This window comes from Xanthomonas sp. NCPPB 2922, from assembly GCF_041520885.1.
GTDB lineage: Bacteria > Pseudomonadota > Gammaproteobacteria > Xanthomonadales > Xanthomonadaceae > Xanthomonas > Xanthomonas campestris.
On the sequence record NZ_JBGOFY010000010.1, the window covers coordinates 117,451 to 140,319 of the forward strand.

The window sequence follows — 22,869 nt, forward strand, 5'->3', positions numbered from 1 at the left end:
GCTGGAGCCCTGCCATGTCCGAATCCGACACCACCCACTGCCCGCAGGTGACCTTGCGCAACGGACGCAGCGTGCCTGCGCTGGGCATGGGCTCCTGGAACCTGGGCCAGGGGCGACATGCGCCGCAGCAGGAGATCGAAGCACTGCAGACCGGCCAGGCGCTGGGGATGCGCTTGATCGATACCGCCGAGATGTACGGCAATGGCCGCTCGGAACAGTTGATCAGCCAGGTGATCGCACGCGGGCAGCCGCCGTATCTGGTGTCCAAGGTGCTGCCCAGCAACGCCAGCGCGCGCGGCATTGCGCGCGCCTGCGAAGCCAGTCTGCAACGCCTGGGCGTGCGCACGCTGGATCTGTATCTGCTGCATTGGCGCGGAGGCAGCGATCTGGCGGAGGTGGTCGCTGCGTTCGAAACACTGCGCGATGCCGGCAAGATCCGTGACTGGGGCGTGTCCAATTTCGATGTCGACGACATGCAGGAGCTCTGGCAGATCGATGGCGGGCAGCACTGCCTGGTGAATCAGGTGCTGTATCACGCCGGCAGCCGCGGCATCGAGTTCGATCTGTTGCCGTGGTGCGCGCAACATGCGGTGGCGGTGATGGCGTATTCGCCGCTCGGCAGCCGGTGCGTTGCTCGATCACCCGGTGCTGCATGCCATCGGTGCGCGACGCGGCGTAGCGGCTACCGCGGTGGCGCTGGCGTGGGCCATCCGCAGTGGCCAAGTGATCGCCATTCCCGAATCCGGTACGCCAGCGCATGTCCGCGCCAATGCAGATGCATGCACGCTGCAACTCGATGCGCGGGATCTGGCAGACCTGGACAACGCATTCCCACCGCCCACGCGCAAGCAGCCACTGGATCTGCTGTAGACCTCGCTCACGGTCGCGCTTGCAGCATGCCGTGCGTCACAGTGTTGTCGTTGCACTAAACAGCTATTTTTGCGTGTGATTGTTCGTCGCACGCTGCCCTGCAACGCGCTCGCATGCACATGTGAGTGTTCGTTCGCATGCAGACACATCCATTTAACAGCGCCACTCCCAGGCTCGACTGGATAGCTCGCATCCCAGCCCGCCAACGTGGAGTCCCCCATGGCCAAGTCCCCCAGCAAGCCCGCACAGATTCCTTCTGTCGGTAGTTCCGCAAGCGCGCACGAGTTGCGCGGCACCGGCGACGAACTGCACCAGAAGGCTGGCGGCTCGCATCCGCAACTGACCACCAACCAGGGCATTCCCGTTGGCGACAACCAGAACTCGCTCCGCGCCACACCGCGCGGCCCGACGTTGCTGGAAGATTTCATCCTGCGCGAAAAGATCACGCACTTCGACCATGAGCGCATTCCCGAGCGCATCGTGCATGCACGCGGCAGCGCGGCGCACGGCTACTTCGAGCTGACCAAGTCGCTGAGCCAGTACACCACGGCCAAGCTGCTCACCGAAGTGGGCGAAAAAACCCCACTATTCACGCGTTTTTCCACCGTGGCCGGCGGCGCCGGTTCGGTCGATACGCCGCGTGACGTACGCGGCTTCGCGGTGAAGTTCTATACCAAGGAAGGCAACTGGGATCTGGTCGGCAACAACATCCCGGTGTTCTTCATCCAGGATGCAATGAAGTTTCCAGACCTCATCCACGCGGTGAAGATGGAACCGGACCGCGGTTTTCCGCAGGCAGCCAGCGCGCACGACACGTTCTGGGATTTCATCTCGCTCACCCCCGAATCGATGCACATGATCATGTGGGCGATGAGCGATCGCACCATTCCGCGTTCATTGCGCATGATCGAAGGCTTCGGCATCCACAGCTTCCGCCTGCTCAACGAAAACGGCGACAGTACCTTCGTCAAATTCCATTGGCGCCCCAAGCTGGGCCTGCAGTCCACCATCTGGGACGAGGCAGTCAAACTTGCCGGTGCCGACCCGGACTTCCAGCGTCGCGATCTGTTCGAGGCGATCCAGAAGGGCGACTTCCCCGAGTGGGAATTGGGCGTGCAGCTGTTTACCGAAGCCGAGGCCGAAGCATTCCCGTTCGACCACCTGGATTCGACCAAGGTCATTCCGGAAGAGCTGGTGCCCTTGCAGATCGTCGGTCGCATGGTGCTGGACCGCTGGCCGGACAACTTCTTCGCAGAGACCGAGCAGGTGGCCTATTGCCCGGCCAACATCGTGCAGGGGATCGACTTCAGCAACGACCCGCTGCTGCAAGGCCGGCTGTTCTCCTACCTGGACACGCAGCTGAGCCGCCTGGGCGGGCCCAACTTCCATCAGATTCCGATCAACGCACCCAAGTGCCCGTTCGCCAACAACCAGCGCGATGGCCACATGCAGATGGGCGTGCCGAAGGGCCGCGTGGCGTACGAACCCAGCTCGTTGCAGGCCGACGCGCCACGCGAGGCGCTGCGCGGTTTCCCCAGCCATGCCACACCGGCCGAGGATGGCGCCAAGGGCCGCGTGCGTGCGGAAAGTTTTGCCGACCATTACAGCCAGGCGCGCATGTTCTTCCGCAGCCAGACCGCACCGGAGCAAGCGCATCTTGCATCTGCACTGGTGTTCGAGCTCTCCAAGGTGGAAACCGCGCACGTGCGCGAGGCCATCGTGGGACATCTGCGGCATATCGATGAAGCGCTGGCCAAGCGCGTGGCCGATGGCATGGGCATGACCAGCCTGCCGCCGGCACCGCCGGCCGCCGTTGCACCGACCGACATGCCGTTGTCGCCGGCGCTGCAGTTGATCGGCAAGATGAAGGACACGCTGCAAGGCCGCACCGTGGGCATCCTGATCCACGACGGCTCCGACGCCGCGGCAATCAAGGCCGTGCGCAAGGCGGCCGAAGCGGCCGGCGCAACGGTCAAGATCGTGGCCCCCAAGCTGGGCGGCGCCAAGCTCAGCGACGGCAAGCAACTGGCCGCCGATGGCCAGCTGGCCGGCACGCCGTCGATCGTGTTCGACGCGGTGGCGGTGTTGCTGTCTTCGGAAGCGGCCAAGGCGTTGACGCGCGAATCGGCGGCGCTGGATTTTGTCAGCAATGCCTGGGCGCATCTGAAGGCGATTGCTTTCGACGACGGCGCGCAACTGCTGCTCAAGGCCGGCAATGTCGGCAAGGACCCCGGCGTGGTCGATGCGGCCGACACCAAGGCCTTCATTACCGCCGCCAAGACCCGCCAATGGGCACGTGAGCCGAAGGTGCGCATGCTGGCGTAACCCACCAGCGCCACCGAAAGCTGCCTTGGGCGCGAGCGACTTTCCATGTCGTTTCGCGCCCATTGCATTTGAAGCACGCTACGTTTCGAAATCTCGGGTGTTTTGGAATTTGTTGGACAGGGGTGTTGATTGCTTGGAGAGCAGATGATCTGCCGCTTGGCTGCAGGGCCCTTGCCCGCCCACCATCGCGGGACACGCTGCAAGTACGTCCTTGTAAGCTCTTACGCGGCATCCATGCCGCGTAAGGTCCCGCGACGATAAGCGGGCAAGGACCAATCAGGCATGTCGGTGTGCATGGTTGCATGCAGCGCAATTCGCGCGTTTTTCTGGATGACGGCGCGTCCGATCAGCGTCGCAACGCGAACGAATAACAGGCAGGCTTTCAACGAAGCGACCTGCGAACGTTCTGGTGCGGTGTCCTCGCCGCTTGCGGGACCGTGCGGCGGCATGGATGCCGCCACCGAGCCTCCACGGACGGATTCACGGCGTGTCCCGCAAGCGGTGAGGGCGCCGCGCACTCGACTAACTAAGAGCGGCTTACAAAACGTAGCGAGCAGCCGTCAGGTGGGTGCGGATGGCGCGAAGGAACCGGAGTGTACGGGGTACATGCCGATTCCGAGCACCGGCCGCGCCCGCCTGGCGGCTGCGCAGTCGTTTTGATAAGTGCTCTAAGCTGTTGACTCAATGCTCTGCTGCAGTGAGGGCACCACACACGCAACTCACTTCGCTGCTGCCAATTCGTCTTACGAATTCGTCTTATCAGGCCGCCCTAAGAAGTTCCGGCAGGAAACTGCGCAGCATTTGCCAGCGTGCGGTACTCACGCGGCGTCATGCCCACGGCCAGCTTGAACTGCCGCGTAAACGCGCTTTGATCGCTGAAACCACAGGCATGGCCAATCTCGGTCACGCTCTTGGTTCCATGCAATAAATGCATCGCCATCTGCAGACGCAGCTTGGCCAGTACTTGTTGCGGAGTGAGCTGGAACACCTTGCGGAACGAGCGCTGCAGCTTGGACATCGAGAATCCGGTGATATCCACCAGCGCCTGCATGCGCACGTTTTGCGCGTAGTTGGCGTTGAGGTAGGCCAGCGCAAGACGCAGTTTTTCGTACTGCGATTCCTGGCCATCCTGCGGCCCCAGATCGCGCGAAATGCCGATGATGCCCTGCACCTTGCCGTCCACCAGCAGCGGACGCTTGCAGGTGAGGCACCAGCCAGGCTCGCGGTTGGCAAACAGATGCAGTTCGAGCAGGTTGTCGATCACCGCACCGGCCAGCACCTGTTCGTCCTGGTTGGCATAGTTGGCGCCCAGCCCGCTCGGGTAAACCTCGGCGACGCGCTTACCGATCAAGTCCTTGCGCGACTTCAGGCCCAATCGCCGCAGCATGGTCTGGTTGACGTGGGTATAGCGGCCTTCGCGGTCCTTGACGAAGAACAGCACGTCCGGCACGGCATCGAACAACGCTTCCAGATCGGCAGGATCAACGCTCTTCATGCAGGACGATGGGCTCAGGGCAAGGAATGACGGCGCTGCGGGCACTGCAGTTCGCAATCGCTGCGCAGGCAGGCCACGTCATGATACGCCGCGGCGCAATTCCTTCTGAATGCCGATCAGCGCGGATCTTTCGTCGCGTTGGCCGCGCCGGACGTTGCGGCCGCTGCAGTCGGCGCGGGCGTGGTGCCGGCCGCGGCCGACGCGGTTCCGGCAGCAATCCGGTCAGCCGTCACCGGGCGCGTGGCCCAGCGCTGCACCACCGCAGCACCGGCTTGCGAGCCGATCTGCACACGCAGGCGGGTGCCGGGTGTTGGTGCGACGAATTCGATCTCGCAATCACCGGCGGCCATGCAGCTGTCGGCAGCCAACGGGTCCGCCGACTGCCAGCCCTGCTCCATCACCGTCTGCGCAAACGCGCGGTAGCTCATGCCGGACTGGAGTGTGGCCGGCAACGGCACTGCCAGCGCGTCACCCACTGCATCGGCTGCGGCAGACGCGGCAGGCGGCGTCTCGGCCGCTGCGGTTGCACGCACGGGCGCACTGGAAACAGGCCGCGGCACGGCGCTCCAGGCGGGAGAGGAAACAACAACAAGCCCCAATATCAGTGGGCGGACAAACATGCGCATGCAAACGATCCTTGCGATCCTGCAGGGAACTGGGAAAGGTGGAGACGCCTCATTTTGCCATGTCGGCATGACGCTGAAGCGATGACGCACGTGCGCGATTAGCTGCCGTTACGCGATCAAACCCGCAAAAAAGCGTACTCATCTGCATCCCTTAGCGGCAGCACGTCGGATGACTTGAGCAACGTGGTGGCATTCGCGGGTCGCCTTGTCGCGCGCCTGCCGGCATCATGCGCGTTTGTACTTTCGGAGATTCCCATGACCCTGCCCACTTCCACGCCTTACGCCGTCGGGCAACTGTGGCGCTGCCGCGGGCGGCATGCAGGCGAAAACCCGCTCCTGCTGATCAACCGGATCGATGAGCATCCGCAGGGCGGGCAGATCCTGCACGCCACGCTGCGCGAGGTGCAGATCCAGCATCCGGGTGCACCCGGTGGTCTGCTGGAAACGCTGCCGCATGTGCCGGTAATCGCACAGACGCTGGACCGCAGTGATGCGGCGCTGGTTGGCAGCAGCGCGCCCGACCCGGCCTATCTACCCGGTTACAGCGAATGGAAAGCCGCATTCGATGCCGGCCAGGCTGGCTCGTACGGCATCGCGGTGGCCGAGATCCTGCAGATTGTGGAAGGCCACCTGGCCAAACGCGCGCTCGCTGCCCACTAAGAGCGGCTAACAAAACGTAGCGAGCAGCCGTCAGGTGGGTGCGGACGGCGCGGAGGAACCGGAGTGTACGTGGGTACATGCCGATTCCGAGCACCGGCCGCGCCCGCCTGGCGGCTGCGCAGTCGTTTTGATAGCTGCTCTAAGCCACAAACATGACCGGCACGCCGCATTGCACGGCGTGCCTGTCAGTGCTTCAACGGGCGATCACTGCCCGATGTGCTGCTTCAACCAGGCATTGACGGTGTCATGCCACAGCACGCTGTTGTCCGGCTTGAGCACCCAGTGGTTCTCGTCCGGGAAATACAGGAACTTGGAGTCGATGCCCTTGCGCTGCAGCGCGGTGAACGCGGCCAGGCCCTGCTCGACCGGAATGCGGAAATCCTGCTGGCCATGGATCACCAGCATCGGCACCTTCCACTTGTCCACGTGCAGCACCGGGTTGAACTTCTCGTAGCCGGCCGGGTTCTGCCACGGCGTGCCCCCGTTTTCCCATTCGCTGAACCACAATTCCTCGGTGGCATAGCCCATGGTGCGGTTGTCGAACACGCCATCGTGGTCGACCAGGCACTTCCACGGTTGGTTCCAGTTGCCGGCCATCCAATACACCATGTAGCCGCCGTAACTGGCACCCAGCGCGCAGGCCTTGTCACCGTTGAGGAAGCCGTACTGCTTCTGCGCGGCCGACCAGCCCTTTTGCAGGTCTTCCAGCGGGCGGTCGCCCCAATGCTGGCTGATCGCGTCGGTGAATTCCTGGCCATAGCCGGTGGAGCCATGGAAGTCGATCATCACCACCGCATAGCCCTGGCCGGCGTAGGTCTGCGGATTCCAGCGATTGCTCCAGCCATTGCCGAAACTGCCCTGCGGGCCGCCGTGGATCAGGAACGCTACCGGATAGGTTTTGCCTTCCTGATAGTTGTACGGCTTGACCACGTAGCCATGCACGGTGTCGTTGTTCCAACCCTTGAACTGGAACTGCTCGTAGTCGCCGAACTGCACGTCGGGCAGCAATTCGCCGGCGCTCTGGGTGATCGCACGCAGGCCCTGGCCCTGCACATCGCTGACAACTATCTGGTCGCCGCTCTTGAGCGAGTTACGCGTGAATGCCAGCGTGGTACCGGCCAGCACAGGTGCATGCACGCTGCCCTCGCCCACCACCTTGGTGGCGTCACCGCTGGCAATGTCGACCTTGAACAAGGGGTGCTCGCCCAGATCGTCGGCGCTGGTGTAGAGGCTGCTGCCATCGTCGCTCAGCACGATCTCGCCCGCCGAGCGGTCCCACTTCGGCGCGATCTCGCGGGTCTTGCCGCTGGCCAGATCCATCGCCATCAGGCCGAAACGGTCGGCTTCGAAACCCGGGCGCTTCATGGCGCGGTAGTACAGCGTCTTGCCGTCGGCACTGAACACCGGGCCGGCATCCCAGGCGGGATTGGCGGCGGTGAGATTGACCGGCGCGGACTTGCCGGCCGCATCCAGGCGATACAGGTCGAAGTTGGTCTGCCACGCTTCGTCGTTGCCGGTGGCCTTGCCTTGCGCAGCCGTCTTGCCGGCGCCCGGGCCATGCGGCTGCGGGATGCGCACGCTGGCCACCACGCTGGCGCCATCGGGCGACCAGGCGTAATCGTCATTGCCGCCGAACGGCTTGGACGGTGCATCGCCGGCCAGCGTGGCGCTGATCGCCGAGGCACCTGCCACGGCCTTCGCACCGGCCGCAGGCAGCTCGGCGACGAACAGCGTGTTGCGACGACCATCGTTCCAGGTATCCCAATGGCGCACGAACAACTGGTCGTACACCACGCCGCTGGCCTTGGCGTTCTTGAGATCGGCCAGCTTCTTCTTGGTGCAGCCCAGGTCCGAGCCGCAGTCCTGGAACACGCCCGCACTGAAGGCAATGCGCTTGCCATCCGGCGAGAGCTTGTAGCTGTCCAGGTCCACCGCAAAGGCGGTGAGTTGCTGCGGGATGCCGCCGGCCAGCGGCTGCGCGTACAGCTGCTGGGTGCCGGACTTGCTGCTGAGGAAGTACACCTTCTTGCCATCCGGCGACAGCGCCGGGCTGTTGACGTTCCAGCCTTCCGGTGTGAGCCGCTTGGGCGGCGCCAGATCGCGGGTGCGCAGATTGCGCATCCACAGGCTGGTGGCGGCCTTGCCATTGGCGGTCTTGGCCTGGCGCTTGGCGAATACCACCACGCTGCCATCGGGCGTGAGCGTGGGCGAGGACACGCGGTCCAGCGCCACCATGTCGCGCACATCGAAACCGCGCGCGGCGGCCAGCATGGGCAAGGCAGTCAACAGGCACAGGGGCAATACGGCAGTACGAAGCTTCATGGGAGTTCCGGCAACGGCAAAACGTCGATGGTAGGCGTTGCTGCGGCGCACGCGCAAAGACTTGCGCTTGCGCCTGCCTGCATTGCCGCGTGGGCCTCGCCTCGTGCATGGAATTGCGCGCGTCAGCGCAGCGACCAGAATCCCCAGGCGCGTGCTGTCGAACACGTATGGCTGTCGCGCGTGGCGGCGTGGCGGCATGGGTCGTGCAGCCATCAAGCTGATGGCAGCGGCCAGGCACGCTTGACGCGTGCACGCTGTGTTGGATAGGTGATTGCAACAGCCGCCGCTACGTGGAGAGGGCTTTGCCCTGCGGCAGCACCCGCTCAGCGTTGCTCAAGCATCAGCAGTGACCGGCGTGCCACGTACGGATGTTACGAGGCGCCAGTCAACCTGGCGCCTCGCAACTTTGACCATGCTTGCAACGCGGTGGCACGTACGCCAACTCACCCTGCCTGGCCCATCACACGCATCAGAAGCGGTGCGCCAACCCCACATACACCTGCGCATCCGGGTTGCGGTCGTTGAGGCCGAAGTTGGCGCCAACGTCCAGTTGCAACAGCGGATTGATCAGATACGCAGTGGCGATGTCGGCCGAATACTGCTCGATGGTTTCGGCGGGGTCGCGATTGATCGAGGACCACACTTCCACCGCCATCGACAGCTTCGGTGTCAGCGGGCGGGCCAGGTTGATCGCATTGATCACCGCGATATGGTTGCCGCTGCCATCGCGGTCGGCCAGCCAGTCGACCTCCGGGCCGAAGGTCAACGAGAAACTGTTGGGCAAGGCGAAATTGATCGGCAGCGCGATGCCGCCTTCCCACTCGTCGTTGCCCAGACCGGTGCGCGCGGTGGGCGCCTTGACGAACGGCAGCACCGCGACGGTGGCGGTATCGCTCTCGTAAAACCGCGCCTTCATGCGCAGATAGATGTCGCCACCGCCGCTCAGGCTGCTACGTGCGCCGGTGGCGCGATCGGTGGTCTTGACCTGCAGCTGCGGCGCCCAGTTGAGCTGCAGATCGATGCGGTCGCTGACGCCGTACTTGAGCGTGGGATTGGTGAACACCGAGGTTTCGATGCGCGTGCCGGGCTGGCTGTCGCGGGTGTAGCTGCCGATGTCGGTTTCCAGCTGCCAGGCGCCGGCCGGCACGGTACAGGTGGAATTGGCCTTGGTCGGCCGATCGGTGCACAGCGGTGCTTCGGTGGCGTCTTGCGCCTGCGCCTGCGCTTGCGAGGCCAGGCCGCACAGCACGCCGGCCAGGGCGATGACCAGCACAGGGGTGCGCGCTACACGGGACGAGGAACGGGAAATAACAGTCAGCATTGCAGTAACTCCATGGCAGAGCGCTGGATCGATGACACGACAAACCAGCAGTGAGTGGGCGGGGGTGCGCGTGGAGAGGTGGATCGACTGCACGACGCCGGAATCGCGGCGTCTGCTCGATCCTGTCGAACTGTCGAGCTCGCCAGGCAAAAAGCGACCGCAACCGCACATTGGAAGAGGCGCGGTGTGATTGGGCTAACGTTTTTGTCGGCAACAGCGGCGGCGCGATGGCCTATGGCGCGAAGATCAGCGGGGTCGATCGAGGCATGCGGCAGCCGTAACGCAACATCCGTGCGGGAGACGGCACGATACGGAGCGGCGGCATAAAGGCGCTATGCATGCGCGCTGGGCCTGGCATAAAGCCGGCGCAAAGACAGGTCGCAGACGAGGACGTGCTGTCAGGGCCGCTCGATGCGGTCTGCGGCGGCGGTGCGTTGGGATGGTGCAGAGGGCAGCGGGATGCGCTGCAGGCAGGTCGCCTTGCGCGCCTGCCAGGACGGCGCATGCATCGCATGCGCCGTGTGTGTGTCGCTGACTCAGGCGGCTTTTTCGCCGTGCTTGCCGACGCGATAGAGCAGCCAGCCCACCAGGGCCAGGATCGCCAGGCCAACCCACTGATTGAGTTGCAAAGCAGCCGGCAGTGCCAGCACATCGGCGCGGCTGGACAGCACGATCGGCACCGCAATGGCGATGCCCATCAAGGCCTCGCCGGTGATCAGGCCGGCGGCAAACAGCACGCCCGGACGATGCACGCGGTCGCGGCCGTCTTCGTCGTCGGCGCGGATGGTGTGGAAGCGCTCCACCAGATGCGCGATCAGGCCACCAAGGAAGATCGGCACCATCAGTTCCAGCGGCAGGTAGATACCGATCGCCGCGGCCAGGACCGGCACGCGGAAGCGCTTGCCGGTTTTCTTCAACCATTCGTCGAGCGCAATGATGGCCGCGCCGACGCCGGCACCGATGGCGATCATGCTCCACGGCAACTGGCCGCCAAACAGGCCTTTGGCCACCGAGGCCATCAAGGTGGCCTGCGGCGCGCCCAGCGAGTTGGGATGCTGCGGCGTGGCCGGGCCGATGCCGTAGGCCTGGACGAGCAGGTTCAGCACCGGCGCCATGATCAATGCGCACGAGAACGCACCGATGCCCAGCATCAGCTGCTGCTTCCACGGCGTGGCGCCGACCAGATAGCCGGCCTTGAGATCCTGCAGGTTGTCGCCGCCCACCGCCGCCGCGCAGCACACCACCGCGCCGATCATGATCGCGGCCACCGCGCCCAGCGGTGCGGCGCCGATGCCCACCGGCACCAGCCCGCTCTTGCCCAGCAGCAACACCAGCACCGCCGAGGCGAACAGGATGGTGGAAATGGTGATGCCCGACACCGGGTTGTTGGACGAGCCGATCAGGCCGGCCAGGTAGCCGGACACCGACACGAACAGGAAGCCGGCCACGATCATGATGATGGTCATCGGGATCGACACGTGCCACTGCTGCACGATGGCCTGGTACAGGCCCAGCAGCGGCAAGGTGCACAGCACCAGCGCCACCAGCATCCACTTCATCGGCAGATCGCGCTCGGTTTCGGCAACCACGCCGCCACCGCTTTTACGCGCAGCGGCAAAACCGCTCTTGATGCCGGAGAACAGCGACTTGCGCAGCGAGAACAGCGTCCACACGCCGCCGATCAGCATCGCACCCACACCCAGGTAGCGGATCTTCGCGCCCCAGATACCGAATGCGGCATCGGCTGCCGGCGCATCGATCAGGCTCTGTGCCAGCGCCGGGTCGCTGCCCATGAAGAACTGCTGGTACAGCGGGATGGCGATGTGCCAGGACAGGATCGAGCCGGACAGCACCACGATGCCGACGTTCAAGCCGACGATGTAGCCCACGCCGAGCAAGGCCGGCGACAGGTTGGTGCCCAGATAGCCAACCAGGCGGCTGCTGCCCAGGTAGGTGGCCTGCGCCCAGGTGTCGGGGATCACGCGCAGGCCGCTGGCCGCGCCCAGTTTGACCAGCGCGCCGATGGCACCGGAGATGGCCAGGATCTTCAGGCCGGGGCCGGGGTTCTCGCCGGCCTTGAGCACTTCGGCGGCGGCCTTGCCTTCGGGGAACGGCAGCGGGTCTTCGACGATCATCGAGCGCCGCAACGGCACCGAGAACAGCACGCCGAGCAGGCCGCCCATGCCGGCGATGCCGAGCACCCACCAGTACTTGAAGTCCGGCCAGTAGCCCATGATCACCAGCGCCGGGATGGTGAAGATCACCCCCGCCGCGATCGACGAGCCTGCCGAAGCGCCGGTCTGGACGATGTTGTTTTCCAGGATGGTGCCGCCGCCGAGCAGGCGCAGCACGCCCATCGAGACAACCGCCGCCGGAATGGCGGTGGCAATGGTCAATCCGGCGAACAGGCCGAGATATGCATTGGCGGCCGACAACACCACCGCCAGCACGATGGCCAGCACGACGGCACGGAAGGTGAGCTGGCGCGGCTGCGCGTCATGGCGCATTGGGCATTCCCCTGAGGCAAAAAATCCGCATCACGCTAGCGCCTGCAGCGGTTTCCGTCCAGCTGCGGCGCGGCGTGACAGTGTGCGGTCTGTGGCGGATGGCCGCTGGACCCGCCGCGCCAGCGATCTCCTAACAGGCTGCAACATGACAGGCCGCTTCGCCCCGGTTAACACCGATGCGTTTTCCAAGGACGGTCTGGCCCCGGGGCTCACTATGCTGCGCACTGAGTCGATGTAACACGCACACAGGCTGGCGCGCGGCGTCACGCAACGCAATCGATGCCGGGAATTGCCTTCCAATCCACAACACGGCCATGTGCCCAGAGGCGTCAAACCATGCAATGTCCTCCAACAGCGCTACTTCTTACTGGCATGCTGCTGTCGCTGCCATCGGCCAGCGTCTTCGCCCAGGAACCCACCGCACACGGCGCGCAGTGCCCCGCACCTGCAGCGGTTCACTACGAGGCAGGACGCTACCGCGCCACTGCAGCGCTCGACGCAGGGTCGGGACGTGGCGAATGGTCCAGCACGATACAGGCTTTCAAGCGCAAGCCGCGGCATCTGGCCTCTGTGCTGTACTACGGCAGACGCACCGATACGGCGCGCAGCGAAGGCGTGCTGGTCAACTGCACCTACTCTCTGCCTCAAGGCGAAGAAGTGGATCTGGCCTATTTCGATCATGAGGCACCTAAGACGCAACGCAATCTGATCGTCGCTCTCAAGCACCCTTCTTACTGGCTGCTGGATCAACCGCCCGCGCCCGGGCAGGAGCCGTTCTACACGTGCACGCGCGGAGCCAAGGACTGCGCGTTCGAACCGCTGCGACTGGAATGACCCAGCGGCGTATGCCATTGGCCGATGCCATTCTTCACGCCGGAGGTGAGGTAGTTTTCGATCGCTACTCTGCTGCCGCACCGGCAGACGGCTAATGCCCGCCACAGAGAAGCTGCGACGGTAAAAGGTCTTCCAGTTGAATCCCGGGCATGCGAAATACTTCGGCCATCACAGCGAGTGGTGGACAGCATCAAGGCATCACGCAAACCTCCATCCCGTTGACGCGGCATTGCATGAAGGTCAAACCGCTGCCGTCAATGAAAATCCCGCGACGGCAGCTGCATCTCGCCGAGCAGGTCGCTGAGGTCGTAGAGGTCGCCGGCGATGAGGTGCTCCACGCCGTCCACGCGTTCCCAGCGGCCGCGCACCGCCAGCAGGCGCGATTCCAGCAAGGCGCGGCGGCGGCGCATGGCCAGGTGCGACCAGACGATGACGTTGATCATGCCGTGCTCGTCTTCGAGGGTGACGAAGATGGTGCCCTTGGCGGTGGCCGGGCGTTGCCGCTGCGTGACCAGCCCGGCCACATGCACGCCGCTGCCATGCCGGCGCGCCTGCAACTCGCGCAGGCCCAGGATGCGCCGCTGCAGCATCTGCGGGCGCAGCAGTGCCATCGGATGCTGGCGCAGGCTCAGGCCCACCGCGCGGTAGTCGGCCAGGATCTCTTCACCGGCGCGCGGCGCAGGCAGTTCCACCGCGCGTTCGGCCGGGCTGCCGGGCAGCAGCGGCCGGCGCGCCTCCACCCCGGCCATGGCCCAGCGCGCGGCATTGCGATTGCCCACCATCGACTGCAGCGCGCCGGCTTCGGCCAGGGCCAGGCGCGCCTTTTCATCGAGTGCCGCGCGCAGGCACAGGTCGCCGATGTCGGCAAATGGCCGCTGCGCGCGTGCGGCAACGATGCGCTCGACCACTTTCTCGGACAGGCCGCTGACCTGGCGCAATCCCAGCCGGATCGCCGGCTGCTCGCCGGGATCGGCATCGCTGTGCCACGGCCGGCCGCCGACCAGGATGTTGTCCCAGTCGCTGTGCAACACATCCACCGGCAACACCTCCACACGCTGGCGCTCGGGGCTGCCGCGGCGCGCGTCCTGCACGATCTGGCTGGCCGAATAGAACCCCATCGGCTGCGCATTGAGTAGCCCGCAGGCAAAGGCCGCCGGTTCGTGCCGCTTGAGCCAGCAACTGGCGTACACCAGTTTGGCGAACGAGGCGGCGTGGCTTTGCGGGAATCCGTACGAACCGAAGCCTTTGATCTGCTCGAAGATCTGGTCGATGAATTCCGGCGCGTAGCCGCGCCCGGCCATCAGTTCGCGGATGCGTACGCGGTGCGGCTCCATGTCGCCGCCGCGCCGCCAGGCCGCCATCGACCGCCGCAGCTGGTCGGCCTCGCTGTCGGTATAGCCGGCATGGATCACCAGCTCCATCACCTGCTCCTGAAACAGTGGAATGCCCAGCGTGCGGCCCAGGATTTCCTCAACGCCTGGCGAGGGGAAACTGACCGGCTCATAGCCCTGCCGCCGACGCAGATACGGGTGCACCATGTCGCCCTGGATCGGGCCGGGCCGCACGATCGCCACTTCGATCACCAGGTCGTAGAACTCCCGTGGCTTGAGCCGCGGCAGCATCGCCATCTGCGCACGTGATTCGATCTGGAACACGCCCACCGTATCGGCACGCTGGATCATCTTGTAGGTTGCGGCATCCTCGCCCGGCAGCGTGGCAATGGTGTAATCGCGCCCGCGGTGACCGCGCACCAGATCCAGCGTCTTGCGGATGCAGGTCAGCATGCCCAAGGCCAGGCAATCGACCTTGAGCAGCTTCATGGTTTCCAGATCGTCCTTGTCCCACTGGATGATGGTGCGATCGGCCATCGCCGCGTTTTCCACCGGCACCAGCATCGACAGCGGTTCGTCGGAGATCACGAACCCGCCCACGTGCTGCGACAGATGACGCGGGTGATCGCGCAAGTGCTCGGTGACTGCAAGAATCTTGTTGATCAGCGGGTTGGCCAGATCGAACCCGGCTTCTGCGATGCGCTGTTCCATCGGCGTGTCGCCATTGCCCCACCCGTAGCAATTGGCCAGCAACGCGATCTGGTCCGGCGGCAGGCCGAACGCCTTGGCGACATCACGCACCGCGCTCTTGCCGCGGTAGCAGATCACCGTGGCCGCCAGTGCAGCGCGTTCGCGGCCATATTTGGTGTAGACGTATTGCAGCACTTCTTCGCGCCGCTCGTGCTCGAAGTCCACGTCGATATCCGGCGGCTCGTCGCGCTCCTTGGACAGGAACCGCGCCATCAGCAACCGGGTCTCGCTCGGGTTGACCGCGGTGATGCCCAGCGCATAGCACACCGCCGAATTGGCCGAAGACCCACGCCCCTGGCACAGGATGCCCTGCGCCCGCGCGAAGCGCACCACATCCTGCACGGTGAGGAAAAACGCTTCATACCCCTTGTAGGCGATCAGCTCCAGCTCGCTGTCGATCTGCGCCACCACATTGGCCGGCGCGCCCTCGGGCCAGCGCTCGCGCATGCCGGCTTCGGTGAGTTGGCGCAAATAGCTGGCCGGCGTATGGCCCTGCGGCACCAACTCGCGCGGATAGGTGTACTGCACCTTTGAAAGATCGAAGGTGCAGCGTTGCGCCAATTCCACCGACGCCTGCAACAACGCATGCGGATAGATGTTGCCCAGCGCACGCCGCGGGCGCAGGTGCCGTTCGCCATTGCGAAATAGATGCGCGCCGCAGTCGGCCAATGGCAGCGTGTGGCGGATGGCGGTCAAGGTGTCCTGCACGATGCGGTCGCGCCGCTGCGCCATGTGCACATCGCCGCTGGCCAGCGCGCTCATGCCCAGCTGCTGGGCCAGCAACTGCAACGTCTGCAGGCGCGCTGCATCGTCCTGCTCACGATGCAGTTCCACCGCCAGGAATGCGCGCTCTGCAAACACGCGCTGCAGCCAGGCGCCCTGCTCGGCCTGCGGTTGATCACCAGGCAGCCACAGTGCAAAGACGCCCGGGACCACATCGCGAAAGTGCGCTTCCACCTCGGCACGCCCCAACCGGTACGCGCCCTTGCCTGCCGCACGCCGGCCGGTGGTGATCACACTGCACAGCTGCGGATAGCCGTGCGCGTTCTCCACCAGCAGTACGAAGCGCGTGCCATCGACCAGGGTGAACTCGCTGCCGACAATCAGCTGCACGCCGGTGGCGCGCGAAGCTTCCAGCCCACGCACGATGCCGGCCAGCGAGCATTCGTCGGTGATGGCCAATGCGCTGTAGCCGCAGTGGTGCGCACGCGCAAACAGCTGCTCGGCACTGGAGGCCCCACGCAGGAACGAAAAATCCGACAGGCAATGCAACTCGGCATACGCCGGCAGCGTATCGGCCACTGCAGCATGGGTGATGTCGTCGTTTGCCGCACGCAGCCGCGCGGCAACCGTCCAGCCGCGCGGCATGCGCCCGCCGGGCGTGTCGCGATCCACGCCATCGATGGCATCGTCCCAACTCATGGCTGGCTACACGTGGCGCCACGCTGCCACCACACAGGCCGGCACTGTGGCAGACGATCACTAGGCAGCATCGATGGCGCAGTGGCGTGGCCGCGATCACGCTGCGGGCGCTGTTCGGGATGTGCATGCGCGGGTGCGCTGCTGGGTGCCGCCGGCCGTTGGACAAGCGTTTGCGGCGCAGTGGCCGCCGTTGGCTGCGGGGAGATAGCGCAGGCTGGCGTGATGCGCGCGAATCGGCCTGCAATGCCTTCCAGCCTGCCGACGCAGCTACGCACACGCCGTCTGGGCGCAGGCCATCTCATGCGAACCACCCGTGCAGCATCCAGCCATCGGTGCGACCGGGCGATGCGAACACCCAGGCGCGCCGGCCACGCGAAGTTTCCACCACGTAGTAGTCGCGGCGCGCTTCGGCATCGTCCCACCAGCCGCTTTCCAGCCGTTCCGGGCCGGAAACGATGCGCAGATGCGGGTCGTGCAGCGGCACCGGGAGCGGCATCAACCAGGTCGGCCGCGGTGGGCGCGGTGGTGCGGCGGCTTCGCGGATGTCATCGCCAATGGCCTTCTGCCAGGCGCGCTCCGGGCGCGGGTCATCTGCCGGCAGCACGCGGTACACCGCGTCGTCGCCCAGGCGTGCGCGCAGGCGTTCGCGCAGCTGCGGCCAGTCCACCGACTGCTGCGCACGTTGATCGAACAGGTCGCGCATGGCTGGCACGAACGGCGGCAACTGTTTGGCCAGCAGGCGCATCGCCACCACCGGCCGTGGGATCTCCACGCGCTCCAGGCGGTTGCGCGCCAACTCGAACAGCAGTGCCGGCGCACGCTCGGGCGTGAGCAGGCCCACGTCGACATCGGTGGCGCCTTCTTCGTGTTCCAGCCGCAACAGGAAACGCTGCACCCCGCCATCGCGGATCGACAGATAGGTGCATAGGTCACCGATCAGGCGGCGTAGCGGGAACAGCAGCGCCGGGTGTGTTTCCACCTCGTAGCCAAGCTCCACGCGCTGGTCGAAATGGTCTGGTGGTGCGTAGCACTCCAGCGGGTCGTCGGCCTGGCCGTAGAGGCGATCCAGATGATCGAGCAAGGCGCCGCCGAAGCGCCGCCGCACCCCTTCGCTGGGCAGCGCGCGCAACGCCGCCAATGTGCGTACGCCCATGTGCTGCAGGCGCTCGCCGGCATCGCCCGGCAACGCGGCGCGGCGCACCGGCACCTTGTCGAGCAAGGCCTGCAGTGCGGGCAGCTGGGTCACTGCCATGCCGTCGCGCAGGCCGGCCAGCACACGTGCGGCGCGCGGCGTTGGCGCCAAGGCCAGCCGGTGCTGAAAACCCAATGCCTGCAGTTCCTCACGCAGGCGGCGCTCGAAGCGCGGCCATGGCCCGAACAGGCGGAAGCTGGCGCCCGCCTCCAGCACGATGGCACGCCCCCATTGCTGACTCACCAGCGAGCTATGCCGGTAGGCCCAGGACGCGAGAAAGCGCTGGCAGCGCGCTTCGGCCTGCGGGTCGTAATCGCAGGTCTGCACCTCGGCCATCAACGCGTGTGCAGCCGACAGGCGCATGCCCGGTTTCAGGCCGGCCGCTGCCGCTGCAGCGTTGACCGCATGCAGGCTGCGCAGCTGTGCTGGCCCTTCCACCAGCGCCAACGGTGCCTGGGTGTCTTCGCGACGCCGCAGCACATCGTCCAGTGCCAGCTGTGGCAACAGAATGCAGGCCCACAACATGCGCGGCCCTCAATGCGCCAACCGCAACGGCTGCGACGGCACCTGGCCGCCGCGGCATTTGCGCACCTGCCAGGCATCGCGCTCGGGCAGAAATTCCAGCCGCAACGCCGCCGGCGATGCATTCACCGCATGGCGACGATCGCGCAATGCGAACGCGCAGCAGTTGCCGCTGTCCGCAGCCACCTGCAGGCGCCGCAGTGCGCGCGCATCGCCGGTCTGTGGCCAGCCCAGCACCGCCGCGCAAGCGCCGCTGCGCAGGCATTGTTCGAAGGCCCACAATGCGTCGCGCGGTTCTGCCTGCACGATTTCCAGCTGCTGCAAGGCCACCCCACCTGCCTGCCAGGCCGGCGCATACGGCACGTACGGCGGCGCCACCAGCACCACCCGGCTGCCGGCGCCGGTCATGCGCGCCAGCGTGGGCAGCAGCAATGCGATTTCGCCGATGCCGTGGGCGGGCAACAGCAGCTCGGTCAACGCGCGGCGCGGCCAGCCGCCATCGGGGAGTACCGCATCCAGCGCGGCATGCCCGGTGGATTCGCCACCATTGGCGGTGGCCGTGCCGTGGCCGGCGCGCCAGACCGTGCGCGCCGCCAGCAAGGCATCCAGCGGCATGGCCAGGGCGACATTGCCGTGTTGCCGCAGCGGGACAGGTTCGCTCATCTCAGCCCTGCCGGATCAGGCCGCAGTACACGCCTTCGATCGCGAAGTCGGCATCGGCGGCCACCACGATCGGCGCATGCGCCGGATTGCGCGGCAGCAGGCGGATGGCGTCGGCGCTGCGCTCCAGCCGCTTGATGGTGATCTCGCCATCCACGCGCGCCACCACGATCTGGCCATTGCGCGCGTCGCTGCTGCGCTGCACGCCGACCAGGTCGCCTTCCAGGATGCCGTCGTCGATCATCGAATCGCCCTGCACCTGCAGCAGGTAGTCCGGCCGCAGCGCGAACAGGCTGCGGTCCAGCCAGAGCTGCCGGTCCAGGCCGATGTCCGCACCGATCGGCACACCGGCCGCCACCCGGCCCAGCACGGGCAGCGCCAGCAGCGCATCCGGCCCGGCCCCGCCCGGTACGCGGATGCCGCGCTTGCGGTTGGGCACCAGCTCGATCAACCCCGCCTCGGCCAGGGCCTGCACATGCTTTTGCGCCGCATTGCGCGAGGCGAACCCGAACGCCTGCGCGATCTCGGCCAGACTGGGTGCCAGGCCGGCCTGGGCCTGCTGCTGCAGGAACGCCAGCACGGCGGCGCGCTTGGGAGAGAGACCATCCATCGGGAAGACCAGCCACGGAACAAGGTGTACATTTGTACACCCAACCGTCGCAACAGGCGAGATCGCCGACCTGAGCCGCTCAGCTGCCGGACGTGTGGCTGTGGCGTGAGGGAGTTGTAACGCCTGTACTGGCACCCGGAGCCGGGCCCGAACCTGCGCCAGACGACCGCTAAGGGCGCGGCGCAGGTTCACCTTCAAGAAGCTTGGGCCGCGGAACGGTGCGCGTCGCCAGGCGCCCCGCACTCTCGTCGGGGCGCACAAAGTGGCAGCAGAACCGATCAGCTCTCGCGCTTGCTCGCCGACCGCTTCCGCGTCGTCGCCGCTTTCTTGGCGGCTGCCTTGCGCACGCCAGGGCCCTTGGTCTTGGCGGCCTTTTTGGCCGCTGCCGAGCGGCTGCTGGAACTGCGCTTGGCCGCTGCACTCTTGGCCTGGCGCGACAACGCCTGGGTGCCGGCAACCTGCTTGGCAGTGGTCTTCTTGCTGGCGGTCTTCAAGGCCTTCTTGGCGCCTGCCGACCGCGCAGGCGAGGTCTTCTTGGTGGCTTTCTTGGCCGCCTGTTTCGTCGTCTTCTTGGTGGCTTTCTTGGTGGCCTTTTTCGCCGTCTTCCTGGTCGTTTTGCTGGCGGTCTTCTTTGCCGTCCTGGCGGTGGTCTTCTTGGCCGCCTTGCTGTCCTGCGCCGCCTTCTTCTTGGTGTTCTTGGACGCGCTCTTGGACGGTTTGGCATCCACGCCATCGCGGCGTGCCTTTGAAAGACCAATCGCAATCGCCTGCTTGGTGCTCTTGGCACCATGCTTGCCTTCGCGCACGTGTTCGATTTCTTCTTTGACGTATTCGCCGGCCTGGGTACTGGCCGACTTACCCTCGCGCTTGTCCTGGGCGGCTGCGCGACGCGTCTTGGCTTCTGGCATGGGGTGCTCCCGGTGCGTTGTGACGTGCCGATGTAAACAACGGCCACGTCAACGCATGGTCGACAACGCACTCACTTGCTGTTGAACAACGTGCTGTCGACCAACGGGCCATTGAACAGCAGGCCGTTGAACAACACGCTACCGGTCTGCATGCGTCGCGTTGCGTATCAGCCTTCGCCTGCCGGCAATGGTTCGCCCTGCGCATCGTAGGCAGGCGGGTGATAGAAGTTGACCGTCTTCAGCGGCGTGTCGCCGGTATTGCGAATCTCGTGCGCCTGGCCACGCTCGATCGCGATCAGGCTACCGGCCTGCAATGTCTGCGTGTGGCCATCCACGATGGCCTCGCCTGCGCCATCCACCACGAACAGCCATTGATCGGCGCCGCGATGGCGATTGTCCGGGCCACCTTCGCGATCGCCCGGTGCAATCACCATTTCTGCCGCCTGCACCTGGCGCAGCGAAAACAGCACCTTGAATGCCTTGCTCAATTCCAGCGTTGCGTACTGCATGCGTGCGTCTCCTCATCGGTTGCGCCGATGCTGTCGCTGCACACGTCAAGGCGGTGGCAATGCGCTTCGCTATGCGCTGCGGCAGTACCAGTCCCAGATCACGCCGGGCAGATGCGCCTGCAGTGGCAGCTTCAATGCGCGGTAGCCATCCAGCACGTCGCGCAGCATCTGTTGCGCTGCGGTGGGCCCGGTGACGCCGTCGAGCTCCTCCTGGCTCAACTGCAACAGCGACCAGTCGTACAGGCGATCGATCCGCTGGGCCATTGCCGCCTGCAGCCACGCCTGTAGTGCGAACACGCGATACCCCTGCTGTTCGAGCTGCGCCACTGCCACCTCGAGTGCCTGCCCCACGCCGCGAAACCATTCGGTGTGCCCGCCCGCTGCGCTGCGAATCGCCATCGGCGCCGGTGCGTTGTGCTCACCCAGGGGCCGGCGCAGTTGCAGCTCCAGATCCCGCGCATCGCGTTCGCGCTCGGCTTCCACCAGCACGCCGCGCTCCAGGTCGAAGAACGCAAACCAGCGCGGATGCAGGCTGCTAATGCGGCCTAGCGGGTCGCGCGAAAAGCCGATCTTGCAATGGTCTTCCCACTGGCAAGGGAACACATAGGTGAAGCAGCGGCCGTCGATGGCCACCTTGCCACGGCGCAGTTGCGCGCTCATTGGCCTGCCTTGCGCTGCGCCTGCGACGCAAGCGATTGATGATCCTCAACTGGCGGCTCCCAACCGAACACGCTACGCCCGCCATAGCGGTGCGCATCCACGCGTTCCTGCGCGATATACGCTTCCACCGAAGGACCGCGTGCGCTGGCTTCCAGTCGACGTGCCTGCACATCCAGACGCGCAATCGCCTGCAGCCGCTCCTCGTTGCCAAGCCGGGCCTGCTGCATCGCCTGCTTGAGCACGCCGATGGTGTGATCGAACACCCGCGTGGGCACCGGAAACGGATGCCGATCCTTGCCGCCGTGAGCAAGCGAAAACCGCGCCGGGTCACTGAAACGACACGGTGTGCCATGCAACACCTCGGCCACCATCGCCAGCGAACGCACGGTGCGCGCACCCACGCCCGGCACCTGCAACAGCGCGGTGAAATCGGCGGGGCCGCACTCGGCCGCAGCCGCCAGGCTGGCATGCAACCGGCGGGTGATCACGTTCTCGCTGCGCACGTCGTGATGGTCGGGCATGCTCAGATGCGGTTGCTGCGCGGGATCCCAGCCCTGGCCTGCAAACAGGTCACCAGTGACCGGTGCTTGCGCTACAGCAGGCGCAACCGGCGCCTGCGCGGCCTCGATGCGCTGCCATTCGCGGGCAAGGCGATCCGGCGCCAGCGTCTGCAACAACGCCACCTGCGCCTCACGCGCGGCAGCGGCGCGATGGTCGGCCAGGTTGACGATGTTGCCCTGCTGCGGCCCATCGATCGCCGCGTGCGGCGCATCCACAAAACTGCTCAGCCCTTCCGACAACCAGTGATAGCGGCGCGCCTGCTTGCGTTGCCCGTTCATGCCTTGCTGCACCACCACCCAGCGCCCCTCATCGCTGACGACAAAACTGTGCAGATACAGATCGAAGCCATCCTGCACCGCGGCGCTGTCCACCTTGGCGACCAGGCGGCTGGCACGCGCCAGTGCAGCGCCATCCAGCCCCACGCCATCGCCCACCGCCAGCAACTCGGCAGGCGTTGCGCGCGAATGCCGCCCACGCCCACCACAGACATGGATGCCCAGCTCGCCAGACAGCGGCGTCAGCCCACGCTTGAGTGCGCCCATCACGCTGGTGGTGATGCCGGAGGAATGCCAGTCCATCCCCATCACCGCGCCGAAGGACTGAAACCAGAACGGATGCGCAAGCCGCCGCAACAATTCGTCGCGCCCATAGGTGTGCACGATGGCTTCGCACATCACCGTGCCCAGGCGCGTCATCCGCTCGCCCAACCAGCGCGGCACACGCCCACCATGCAGCGGAAGATCGGCACTGCCGCCGCGCCGGCTCATTGCAACCTCGTCATCAT

17 protein-coding genes, 2 other RNA genes and 1 pseudogene are annotated in these 22,869 nt (G+C 65.7%); 4 read left to right on the forward strand and 16 right to left on the reverse strand.

What is annotated here, in order from left to right; translation table 11 throughout:
* Positions 1 to 14: 14 nt before the first annotated feature.
* Both ACD584_RS12960 and ACD584_RS12965 read left to right on the forward strand, forming a co-directional pair.
* A pseudogene (locus ACD584_RS12960) lies at positions 15 to 870 on the forward strand (aldo/keto reductase).
* 219 nt (positions 871 to 1,089) lie between these two features.
* The gene (locus tag ACD584_RS12965) at positions 1,090 to 3,195 is read left to right on the forward strand and encodes a catalase (RefSeq protein WP_076036208.1); all 2,106 of its coding nucleotides are present in this window, start codon (positions 1,090 to 1,092) and stop codon (positions 3,193 to 3,195) included.
* A gap of 221 nt (positions 3,196 to 3,416) precedes the next feature.
* On the opposite strand, the gene ACD584_RS12970 is transcribed toward ACD584_RS12965, so the two are convergent.
* The 4 genes from ACD584_RS12970 to ACD584_RS12985 form a co-directional block, all read right to left on the reverse strand.
* Positions 3,417 to 3,656, reverse strand: a complete 240-nt coding sequence (locus tag ACD584_RS12970) for a hypothetical protein (protein WP_228423551.1) — start codon at positions 3,654 to 3,656, stop codon at positions 3,417 to 3,419.
* 73 nt (positions 3,657 to 3,729) lie between these two features.
* A non-coding RNA gene (locus ACD584_RS12975) (sX9 sRNA) lies at positions 3,730 to 3,803 on the reverse strand.
* A gap of 161 nt (positions 3,804 to 3,964) precedes the next feature.
* Positions 3,965 to 4,690, reverse strand: a complete 726-nt coding sequence (locus ACD584_RS12980) for an AraC family transcriptional regulator (protein ID WP_011036308.1) — start codon at positions 4,688 to 4,690, stop codon at positions 3,965 to 3,967.
* A 116-nt stretch (positions 4,691 to 4,806) separates the two neighbouring features.
* The gene (locus tag ACD584_RS12985; RefSeq protein WP_076036209.1) at positions 4,807 to 5,316 is read right to left on the reverse strand and encodes a hypothetical protein; all 510 of its coding nucleotides are present in this window, start codon (positions 5,314 to 5,316) and stop codon (positions 4,807 to 4,809) included.
* Between the two features lie 255 nt (positions 5,317 to 5,571).
* Here ACD584_RS12985 and ACD584_RS12990 point away from each other — a divergent pair, with 255 nt between their 5' ends.
* Positions 5,572 to 5,976 carry a hypothetical protein gene (locus ACD584_RS12990; protein WP_172973838.1) on the forward strand — a complete coding sequence of 135 codons (405 nt, stop codon included), beginning with the start codon at positions 5,572 to 5,574 and terminating at the stop codon, positions 5,974 to 5,976.
* A 4-nt stretch (positions 5,977 to 5,980) separates the two neighbouring features.
* Here the strand turns inward: ACD584_RS12990 and ACD584_RS12995 are convergent.
* From ACD584_RS12995 to ACD584_RS13010, 4 genes are all read right to left on the reverse strand, one after another.
* Positions 5,981 to 6,055: non-coding RNA, sX9 sRNA (locus ACD584_RS12995), on the reverse strand.
* 125 nt (positions 6,056 to 6,180) lie between these two features.
* Positions 6,181 to 8,298: a S9 family peptidase gene (locus tag ACD584_RS13000; protein ID WP_076036210.1), complete on the reverse strand. Its 2,118-nt coding sequence runs from the start codon at positions 8,296 to 8,298 to the stop codon at positions 6,181 to 6,183.
* 469 nt (positions 8,299 to 8,767) lie between these two features.
* A complete protein-coding gene (locus ACD584_RS13005) occupies positions 8,768 to 9,619 on the reverse strand; it encodes a transporter (RefSeq protein ID WP_175611554.1) in 852 nt (283 codons plus the stop codon).
* Positions 9,620 to 10,155: 536 nt separating this feature from the next.
* Positions 10,156 to 12,126: an OPT family oligopeptide transporter gene (locus tag ACD584_RS13010; protein WP_076036212.1), complete on the reverse strand. Its 1,971-nt coding sequence runs from the start codon at positions 12,124 to 12,126 to the stop codon at positions 10,156 to 10,158.
* Positions 12,127 to 12,498: 372 nt separating this feature from the next.
* Between ACD584_RS13010 and ACD584_RS13015 the strand changes: the two genes are divergently transcribed.
* On the forward strand, positions 12,499 to 12,960 hold the full coding sequence (locus tag ACD584_RS13015) for a DUF3757 domain-containing protein (RefSeq protein WP_076036213.1): 462 nt from the start codon (positions 12,499 to 12,501) through the stop codon (positions 12,958 to 12,960).
* Between the two features lie 254 nt (positions 12,961 to 13,214).
* On the opposite strand, the gene ACD584_RS13020 is transcribed toward ACD584_RS13015, so the two are convergent.
* The 8 genes from ACD584_RS13020 to ACD584_RS13055 form a co-directional block, all read right to left on the reverse strand.
* A complete protein-coding gene (locus ACD584_RS13020) occupies positions 13,215 to 16,463 on the reverse strand; it encodes an error-prone DNA polymerase (protein WP_040941659.1) in 3,249 nt (1,082 codons plus the stop codon).
* Between the two features lie 298 nt (positions 16,464 to 16,761).
* Positions 16,762 to 18,180 (reverse strand): DNA polymerase Y family protein, encoded by a 1,419-nt coding sequence (locus tag ACD584_RS13025; RefSeq protein ID WP_070692280.1) that lies wholly within the window; start codon positions 18,178 to 18,180, stop codon positions 16,762 to 16,764.
* 9 nt (positions 18,181 to 18,189) lie between these two features.
* On the reverse strand, positions 18,190 to 18,840 hold the full coding sequence (imuA, locus tag ACD584_RS13030; RefSeq protein ID WP_175611555.1) for a translesion DNA synthesis-associated protein ImuA: 651 nt from the start codon (positions 18,838 to 18,840) through the stop codon (positions 18,190 to 18,192).
* A 1-nt stretch (position 18,841) separates the two neighbouring features.
* The gene (gene lexA / locus ACD584_RS13035) at positions 18,842 to 19,447 is read right to left on the reverse strand and encodes a transcriptional repressor LexA (RefSeq protein ID WP_076036214.1); all 606 of its coding nucleotides are present in this window, start codon (positions 19,445 to 19,447) and stop codon (positions 18,842 to 18,844) included.
* Positions 19,448 to 19,725: 278 nt separating this feature from the next.
* The gene (locus tag ACD584_RS13040) at positions 19,726 to 20,355 is read right to left on the reverse strand and encodes a hypothetical protein (RefSeq protein WP_040941661.1); all 630 of its coding nucleotides are present in this window, start codon (positions 20,353 to 20,355) and stop codon (positions 19,726 to 19,728) included.
* Positions 20,356 to 20,522: 167 nt separating this feature from the next.
* The gene (locus ACD584_RS13045) at positions 20,523 to 20,864 is read right to left on the reverse strand and encodes a cupin domain-containing protein (protein WP_076036215.1); all 342 of its coding nucleotides are present in this window, start codon (positions 20,862 to 20,864) and stop codon (positions 20,523 to 20,525) included.
* A gap of 69 nt (positions 20,865 to 20,933) precedes the next feature.
* The gene (locus ACD584_RS13050; protein ID WP_076036216.1) at positions 20,934 to 21,524 is read right to left on the reverse strand and encodes a GIY-YIG nuclease family protein; all 591 of its coding nucleotides are present in this window, start codon (positions 21,522 to 21,524) and stop codon (positions 20,934 to 20,936) included.
* Complete coding sequence (locus tag ACD584_RS13055) at positions 21,521 to 22,852, reverse strand: DUF763 domain-containing protein (RefSeq protein ID WP_076036217.1); 1,332 nt, start codon at positions 22,850 to 22,852, stop codon at positions 21,521 to 21,523. The genes ACD584_RS13050 and ACD584_RS13055 overlap by 4 nt, the downstream gene beginning before the upstream one ends.
* Positions 22,853 to 22,869: the final 17 nt, after the last annotated feature.